Origin of the sequence: Mesorhizobium sp. M6A.T.Cr.TU.017.01.1.1 (genome assembly GCF_004023115.1) — a bacterium.
Classification (GTDB): domain Bacteria; phylum Pseudomonadota; class Alphaproteobacteria; order Rhizobiales; family Rhizobiaceae; genus Mesorhizobium; species Mesorhizobium mediterraneum.
Genome location: NZ_RZTA01000081.1, coordinates 23,478 through 30,286, shown reverse-complemented (window position 1 = coordinate 30,286; position 6,809 = coordinate 23,478). Strand labels below are relative to the sequence as shown.

Below are 6,809 nucleotides of genomic sequence, written 5' to 3'. Positions count from 1 at the left end.
AGTCCGAGCCGGAGATGGTGAAGAACGGCACGTTGGCTTCACCGGCGACCGAGCGGGCAAGCAGCGTCTTGCCGGTTCCGGGAGGGCCGACAAGCAGCACGCCGCGCGGAATCTTGCCGCCAAGCCGCTGGAACTTCTGCGGATCACGCAGGAATTCGACGATCTCCTCCAGATCCTGCTTGGCTTCGTCGACGCCGGCGACATCCTGGAAGGTGACGCGGCCATGCGCCTCGGTCAAAAGCTTGGCCTTCGACTTGCCGAAGCCCATGGCGCGGCCGGAGCCGGACTGCATCTGGCGCATGAAGAATATCCAGACGCCAAGGATGAGGATCATCGGCAGCCAGGAGATGAGATAGCCGAACAGCGAATTGGAACCGTCTGATTCAGGGCGCGCATTGATGGTGACGTTCTTGTCCTGCAGCCTCGAAACCAGCGACGGATCTCCAGGCGAATAGGTCTGGAAGCCGGTAGAGGTGTCGGTATAGGTACCGGAAATGCGGGCACCCGCGATGGTCACCGTCTTGACCCGGCCGGCCGCGACATCCTGCAGGAACTGCGAATAGGGGACGTCGCTCGCCGCTCCGCGCGTCTGCGGCGTCTGGAACAGATTGAAGAGAGCGATGAGCAGGACCGCTATGATCGCCCAGAGCGCGAGATTGCGATAATTCGGATTCATCAATTGTCCCGTTGGCGTCCGCTGGCGGACACGCGTCGTGAGAGGAAACTTGGGTCTAACATAGGGATGGCGTCCTCCCTTGCCAAGCAGAACAGCATGTCGCGGTTAAGCTTTCGCCCATCATCAACCGGCAGTGTGGCCGCTGAAAGGCGTGGCAGGGAGGAGCGGCGCGCCGATCAGCGCGGCGACAGTTCCGGCCGGCGCCAGGTCGAAGGACGGCAGGAAGCGGGCAAAAGGTGCGACGACCGGGCATGCCGCCATTCGTGGCAAGGCCGGGTTGTCCTGCACCGGACTAAGGCTTTCGCCAAGAGGTCCACTTGAGCGCCACAACGCCGGCTCGGCCGCCAGGGCCGCGCGGACAAGGCTTGGCGGCGTGCCGTCTTCGGCAATTTCCCGTTTTGCGGCACGAGCCGCGCCGAGCGGCGCGATCAAAAATGCACCTGGCTCGTCGCCCAATGTGATCCTCCGGCGGCCGTCCCAGAGAGCATCGTCCACGGCAGGAGCAGCGGGCGGCAAGTTGCGGGTTTCGCGACGCAGGAAAATGCCGGCACGCCGTGCATCGACCACCGTCCGCGACAATGTGGCGCAAAATGGCGCGGCCCTCAGCCGGTCGAGCAGCGCCTCGCTGCGCGCCTGGTCGGGCAGAAAGGCGACGCCGCCGACAGTCGCCAGCAGGATACGCAGCGCGTAGACGGCCGCCGGCTCGTCGCCGGCCGTCGCAAAACCCGGATCGAGACGGATAAGGCCATCGGCGGGCCTGCTGGCAAAGCCACGGATCAGCGCGGCCGCGCAATGGCCAAGCTGCTCGCGCTCCACCGCAGCCCGCGCGGCCAGCGCCACCGCATCTGCCACGCGCTGCGCGCCATTGTCGCCGGCAAGCGCTGCGCGAATGCGCGGGCGCTCGAAAGCCTCGTCGTCATTGGTCGGGTCTTCGGTCCAGCCGACGTTCGCGCGTCGCAGGACTTCGCGCAGCGCCGCACGCCGCGTGCCGAGAAGCGGCCGAGCGATCCAGATCCGCCAGTCGTAAAGGGTTGCGGGCGCCATGCCGGCAAGGCCTCGCCCTGCCTCTCGCGACCCCTCCTGGCGCGCCTGCCGCATCAGCACGGTCTCGGCCTGGTCGTCGGCAGTGTGGCCGGTTAGGATCAGGCCAATGCCCTCCGCCTGCGCTGCCTCGGCCAGCAGCCGGTAGCGGGCCTCTCGCGCGGCAGCCGGCAGGCCGGTCGACGGCTTGCGCCCGGACCAGACCAGAATGCGGTGGGCAATGCCGCGCGCGGCGCAAAGCCTGGCCACGGCTTGCGCTTCTGCCGCCGAGCCCGGCCGCAGATTGTGATCGATCGTCACAGCCAGCAATTTCGTTGCGGGCGCGCTGCGGTCGAGGTGATCTTTGATGAGAAGGAGAAGGGCGGTGGAGTCGCTGCCGCCGGACACGGCCGCAACAGCGCCGTGGGTAAAGTCGATCCGCGAAAAAACCGAAAGGTCAGGCTCGGTTTCGAGCATCAATACATGTCGCCCAAAAGTGGGTCCGGGGCAACGACATGCAAGAAAAAACTAGCACGCCGCGAGCGCCCTTTCCTGCTTGACGCGTTCCCTAAGCGCGCCGGAAACGTTGGGATAGCGCTTGCCGATCTCGCCGAAAGTGGCGCAGGCCACGTCGCGCTGGTTCAATCCAACCAGCGACACGCCGAGCTTCAGCAGCATGTCAGGAGCCTTCTTGGCCTTCGGATAGTCCTTGCTGGCGGCGAGGAAAGTCTCGGCCGCGTCGCGGTATTTCTGCTGCCCGAGTAGCGACTCACCCAGCCAGTAATGCGCGTCCGCCGCCTTGGCGTCCTTGGGGAAGCGGGCGATGTGGTCGCGAAAGCCCTGTTCGGCAGTGCTGTAGTCGCCCGACAAGATGAACTGGTAGGAGTTGCGGTAAAGTTCCTCCGGGTCGTCGGTGGCAGGCAGCGCCGCAACCACCGTATTGTCGGACTTGCCAGCCTGCGTGCCGGCTTGATCGTTAGTGGCTGGGGCGGTGTTCTGCGCCGGTGCATGTGCCTGCGTGTTGCCGTCGGCGTCGACCACATTGCCGTTCTTGTCGACGGTGATGGTGCCGAACGTCTTCGGAGGCGTGCCCGGGATCACCCTGCCGGGTTCGCCAGTCGGCGATTCGACGATGACGTCCTCGCCCTGGGCGCCGGCGGGCGGTGTGCCCGTATCGGCCGGCGCATGCGTCGCCGGAGCCTCGGCGACGCTGCTGTCGGTGTTGGTGGTGGCGTCCGACTTTTTCTGCTCCGCTGGTTGCGGCGCGCCTTGCGAACCGCCTTCCAGCTGCTGGAAGCGGAACTCGTTGTCTTCCTGCTGCTTGCGGATCTGCTCCTGCATCTGCAGGACCTGGAAGTTGAGCTCCTCGATCTTGCCGTTCATTTGCCGGAGCTGCTCCTGCAGTGCGGTAGTGCCGGTGCCATCCTGTGCGAACTGAACCTGATCCGGCTTTTTCTTTTCACCGAAAATGCCGAGCGTCGGCAGGTGGAAGGAAAAACCGCCTTTCGACGGTTGTTGCTCGTTGCCGCTTGCCCCGGTACCGGCAGCAAGTGCGGCGACGCTTGATACGAGCAGCAGCGCAAGCGTGCCGCTCAAGACCGATCTGAAATGCATGTGCCTCTCGCCGTGAAATTGTTTGCCTGTTGCATGCCTTCCGATCGGAGTGGGATCGTCAGGCGCCTTGGCTCTTAGCAGGACGCAGGACTTCGGCCAAATTTTGTTTCAAGTCTCATATCCGGGTGCCGGACATGAAAAAGGCGGCCGTCGCCGCCTTTCGCACATATGTGTTGCATTTCTGCCGATCAGGAATTGCCGATCAAGAACCGGCGCCGCTGAGCGTGGTGACGGCGCGGCGGTTCTGCGACCAGCAGGAGATGTCGTCGCAAACCGCGACCGGACGCTCCTTGCCGTAGGAAATGGTCTTCAGGCGCTGGCCGGAAACACCCCTGGCGACGAGGAAGTCGCGGGTGGCGGCGGCACGGCGGGCACCGAGCGCCAGATTGTATTCGCGCGTGCCGCGCTCGTCGGCATGGCCTTCGATGACGATGGCATACTGCCCATACTGGTTCAGCCACTGCGCCTGGCGCGAAAGCGTCGTCTGCGCGTCGGCGCGGATCGAGGACGAATCCGTGTCGAAGAAGATGCGGTCGCCGATGTTGACGGTGAAGTCCTGGGCCGATCCGGGCGTTGCCGCGCCGGCGCCGCTGAGGCCGAGATCGGCGGCGCTGTTCGGGGTCTTCTTCGAGGCGCAACCGGCGATGGCGAGCGACGCCACCAGCGCGATCATCACCGGGTTTCTGGTAAGTGCTGCGATACGGCCCATGCCGCCTCTCCTTCGCAATTCGAGTGATTTCGTTGATCGTCCAGTAACCACGTTTGGGTTAACCGGCGTTCAAGAAACACGGTTAAAATTTGGTTTCGGCTGCCGTCCGCAGCCGTTTTGCCAGGGGCCGCCCAAGGGGTCCACAATGTGCGCGGACCCTAGGCGGAAATGCGGCTAAAACGCGACCAAGCCGTGGAAAGGAGTGAATTGAAGAGTTGAGGAATCCCGTTTTCTTCATCTCTTCAATTCTTCAATTCTTCATTTCTCCAATTCCTCTCACTCGAGCAGCGGCGACCAGGCTGGATCCGACGCGAAATTCGCGGTCGGGATCGACTGTTCGTTGCGGCCGGTGAGATCGACCGAGACGAGTTTCGGACCGCCGGCTGAATCGCGGAAGAACATCAGCACCCGGCCGTTGGGCGCCCAGGTCGGCCCCTCCTGCTGGAAGCCGGTTGAAAGGATGCGCTCACCCGAACCGTCGATGCGCATGACGCCGATCTGGAATTCACCGGCGGTCTGCTTGGTGAAGGCGATCAGATCGCCGCGCGGCGACCACACCGGCGTCGAATAGACGCCGTCGCCGAAGGAGATGCGGGTCTGGCCCGAACCGTCGGCGCCCATCACATAGATCTGGGCGCGGCCGCCGCGATCGGAGGTGAACACCACCTTGCTGCCATCAGGCGAATAGGACGGCGAGGTGTCGATGGCCGCCGAATTGGTGAGCCTGGTCGTCGAGCGGCTTCTCAAATCCATGGCGAAGATGTTGGAATTGCCGTCGTCGCGCAGCAGGCTCATGATCACCTTCTGGCCGTCGGGCGAGAAGCGCGGCGCAAAGGTCATGCCGGGAAAGTCGCCGACCAGCTCGCGCTGCCCGGTCTCGATCTGCAGCAGATAGACCTTCGGCTGGCCGCTTTCATAGGACATGTAGGTGATTTCCTGCCGGTTCGGCGAGAAACGCGGGGTCAGCACGATCGACTTGCCGTTCGACAGGTAACGGACGTTGGCGCCGTCCTGGTCCATGATGGCGAGGCGCTTCTTGCGCGCGTTCTTTGCGCCCGATTCGTCGATGAAGACGACACGCGTGTCGAAATAGCCCTTCTCGCCGGTCAGCCGCTCATAGATGGCGTCGGCAATGATATGAGCGACACGCCTTGTATTGGCGTCGTTGGCGAAGAACTGCTCGCCCGACATCTGCTGGCCGGCAAAGGTGTCCCACAGCCTGTATTGGGCGCGGACGCGGCCGTCGGCCTCCTTGCTGACGCTGCCGGTGACCAGCGCCTGGGCATTGATAACTTTCCAGTCCTCGAAGCGGGGCGTGGCATCCGGGTTCGAGATCTTTTCGATGAAGGCGCTTTTGTCGATCGGCGCGAACAGGCCGGAGCGTTTCAGGTCTGCGCTGACGATACCGGAAATCTCCGCGCCCAGCGCATCGCCGCCCTGGAAATCGGTGATGGCGATCGGCAGCGGCTCGACATTGCCTTTGTTGACGTTGAGCTCAACGAGCGCCCACGCCGGCAAGGTGGCGGCAGCAGTCATGCCCAGCGCCATCGCTACGATCATCAGGAGCGGCTTGAGGATGGATTTCATGTCTTCTCGCTTCTCTTCAATGATTCTACGGGCGCCAGGCCTACAGGCCCAGCATCTCCCTCGGATCGAAGGTGACCCGAACGTCGGCCCAGATGTCTTGTTTGCCAGCGGGAACCTGCAGACCGGCCACATCGCATTTCTGAACCGCGCGAACGGCACTTTCGTCGAACGGGCGGTTTCCGCTCGATTTTTCGACGGACGGCCGGCCATCCAGCTTGCCGGAGGCGTCCAGGTTGAACCGGACTACGACGATGAAATTCTCCGAACCCTCCAGCCCTGCCGGCAGGGTCCAGCAACCACCAAGCTGGGCCTCCAACGCCCCCTGCTCCGACCTTGAAAGCTTCTGGCCCTGGTTCTTGTCGCCGCCGAGCGATGCCTGCTGGGTTGAACGCTTGGCGCCGCCGCCGGATGGCTTCCGCTTGTCGAGCAGCGCCGAAATCTCGTCGGCGTTGAACTGCTTGTCTTCCGACTTCGGCTTGGACGAGGCTTCCTTGACCGGCTTGTCGGCGTCCTTGCGCTCCGGCGCCTTGGCGCTTTCGGCCTGGGCCGGTTGCGGCTTCGGCCGCGCCTGCGGGGCGGGCGCAGAGTCGGGAAGCTGCGTCGTCTCGGTGGGCTGCTCTTTCGTTATTGCTTCGGCGACGGCGTCCGGCTTGACCTCAGGCTGCGGGTCGATGGCGGCGGTCTTGTCCTGCGGCGGCGTCGGTGCCGGCTCTTTGGCCGGTGTCGGCTTAGGCTCCGCCTGCTTGACCGGCTCCGGCTTCACCTCTTCCTTCGGCTGCGGGACCGGTGCGACCTCCGTCGCCGGAACAGGCTTGGGCTGTTCCTTCGGCTTCGGCACGTCCTCGGGCTTCGGCTTCTCTTTCGGCGTCGGCGCAGGCGGCGGTGCCTCGGCCAGATCGACCGGGTTGGGCTTGGCTTCCGGCGTTATCGGCTTGTCGGTGTCGACACTGTTCTCGCCGACTTTTTGGGCATCGGGAACGATGTCGGGGCGCTGTGTGGGCAGCGGCGCCGGCTTCTCGTGCATCACGGCCTTCTTGTCGCCTTGCAGAGACTGCGCGGTTGCTTCCATCGGCACGATCTCGACCGACACCGATTCCACGTCGGATGCGGGCATCGCAGGCGGCGAGGACAACGTGAACAGCCCGAAGGCGATCGCCGTCGCATGCAAGATCACCGATGTGGTGAGGCCGGTCCTCATCTTGC

Annotated in this window: 6 protein-coding genes; all 6 read right to left on the bottom strand. The window is 64.2% G+C overall.

All coding sequences use genetic code 11. The features are described from left to right. Window positions 1-676, bottom strand: a 676-nt coding sequence (locus EOB36_RS23075; RefSeq protein ID WP_164897590.1) for an ATP-dependent metallopeptidase FtsH/Yme1/Tma family protein, incomplete at its 3' end; no start/stop codon positions are given. 123 nt (window positions 677-799) lie between these two features. Beyond that, on the bottom strand, window positions 800-2,173 hold the full coding sequence (gene tilS, locus EOB36_RS23070) for a tRNA lysidine(34) synthetase TilS (RefSeq protein ID WP_128285769.1): 1,374 nt from the start codon (window positions 2,171-2,173) through the stop codon (window positions 800-802). A 51-nt stretch (window positions 2,174-2,224) separates the two neighbouring features. Further along, window positions 2,225-3,310 (bottom strand): tol-pal system protein YbgF, encoded by a 1,086-nt coding sequence (gene ybgF / locus EOB36_RS23065; RefSeq protein ID WP_126104541.1) that lies wholly within the window; start codon window positions 3,308-3,310, stop codon window positions 2,225-2,227. Between the two features lie 202 nt (window positions 3,311-3,512). Then, window positions 3,513-4,019: a peptidoglycan-associated lipoprotein Pal gene (gene pal / locus EOB36_RS23060; RefSeq protein ID WP_095487393.1), complete on the bottom strand. Its 507-nt coding sequence runs from the start codon at window positions 4,017-4,019 to the stop codon at window positions 3,513-3,515. A gap of 276 nt (window positions 4,020-4,295) precedes the next feature. Continuing rightward, window positions 4,296-5,606, bottom strand: coding sequence for a Tol-Pal system beta propeller repeat protein TolB (gene tolB, locus EOB36_RS23055; protein ID WP_128285768.1), 1,311 nt, complete (start codon window positions 5,604-5,606; stop codon window positions 4,296-4,298). 40 nt (window positions 5,607-5,646) lie between these two features. Beyond that, entirely contained in the window at window positions 5,647-6,804 is a 1,158-nt protein-coding gene (locus EOB36_RS23050) for an energy transducer TonB (RefSeq protein WP_128285767.1), read from the bottom strand. Window positions 6,805-6,809: the final 5 nt, after the last annotated feature.